This is a genomic window from Sulfuriflexus sp. (assembly GCF_032250955.1).
Lineage (GTDB): Bacteria > Pseudomonadota > Gammaproteobacteria > AKS1 > AKS1 > Sulfuriflexus.
On the sequence record NZ_JAVVES010000140.1, the window covers coordinates 1 to 1,023 of the forward strand.

2 protein-coding genes are annotated in these 1,023 nt (G+C 43.3%); both read left to right on the plus strand.

Features of this window, described 5'->3' with window-relative positions; translation table 11 throughout:
• Positions 1 to 383, plus strand: a 383-nt coding sequence (locus RQ738_RS13615; protein ID WP_314165862.1) for a helix-turn-helix domain-containing protein, incomplete at its 5' end; no start/stop codon positions are given.
• A gap of 228 nt (positions 384 to 611) precedes the next feature.
• A partial coding sequence (locus RQ738_RS13620; protein ID WP_314165863.1) for a hypothetical protein occupies positions 612 to 1,023 on the plus strand: 412 nt, incomplete at its 3' end.

Consider the following 1,023-nt stretch of genomic DNA (forward strand, 5'->3'; position numbering starts at 1 on the left):
ATTGGAATATCTCGGAGAAAGCAAAGATTCTGTTCTCTTGGTTTTATCTTTACAAAGACAAAGATGATGGTTGTTGGGCCTCTAATTCGTTCCTTGCTAGAAATACAGGAGTTGATCCTAGAAGTATTTCTAGGTATATTTCGGCGCTTGAGGATTGGGGATATATTAAGGTTAAAAATAGAGACAGAACAAATAAGAGAAGGGTTTATTTGGGTGACTTTGAAAAGATTTATTCGGAAGTAGCAGATGAAATTTATAGTAATAGGAGAAGCCCCAACCCACTTAATTTTGAGGAAGATAAACAACTATTCAAAAATGCTTTAGATAGCTGGAAGAAAAAGATTGATAAAAATTTAGTCAATAACCCTACAAAACCAAACTGATAGAGACAGAAGGTGTTTATATTCAAGAAGATAATTATTGGAAGAAATTGGCGGTTCCGTTTATAGAAATTGAAAAAGGCAAGGATAACAACTATGGCTGGCGCAAATATACACGCTTTTATGTACGGGTGGATAAAATCGTGTATAGCAAGTACCCCTTCCGTTTATTCCGTGGTTAAAAATTATTCGCGTGGATTCGTGTCCATTCGTGTTTCAAAGGATTCTTAAATGAAAACAACAAAACTTAAAAAATTCGCTCAACTCGCCAGACGTTCTCTGATGGAACAGGTCTCCGTGAAACTGAAACACGTGCTGGCCGAGAACAGTGTGATACGGCGTGAACGTGCCGAGGCCATCAAAAACCTCGAAGAGGCCATCAATGCCCACGGCAAGGAGTGGGTCTCTGAACGCGGGGCCGACATCTGGTTCAAACGCTTCTGCGCTCTACGCTTCATGGACGTAAACCGATACACCCGCATCGGCGTAGTGTCTCCCGCCGTGGGGCAGTACCAACCAGAGATTTTGGCCGAAGCCAAAATGGGGCATATTGACGAAGAGATGGTTCACGACAAGGTCCGGCAACATATCTTCGCCCTTCTCGACGGCAAAGCGCCCAGCCGCGACCCGCAGGGCGAGGCTT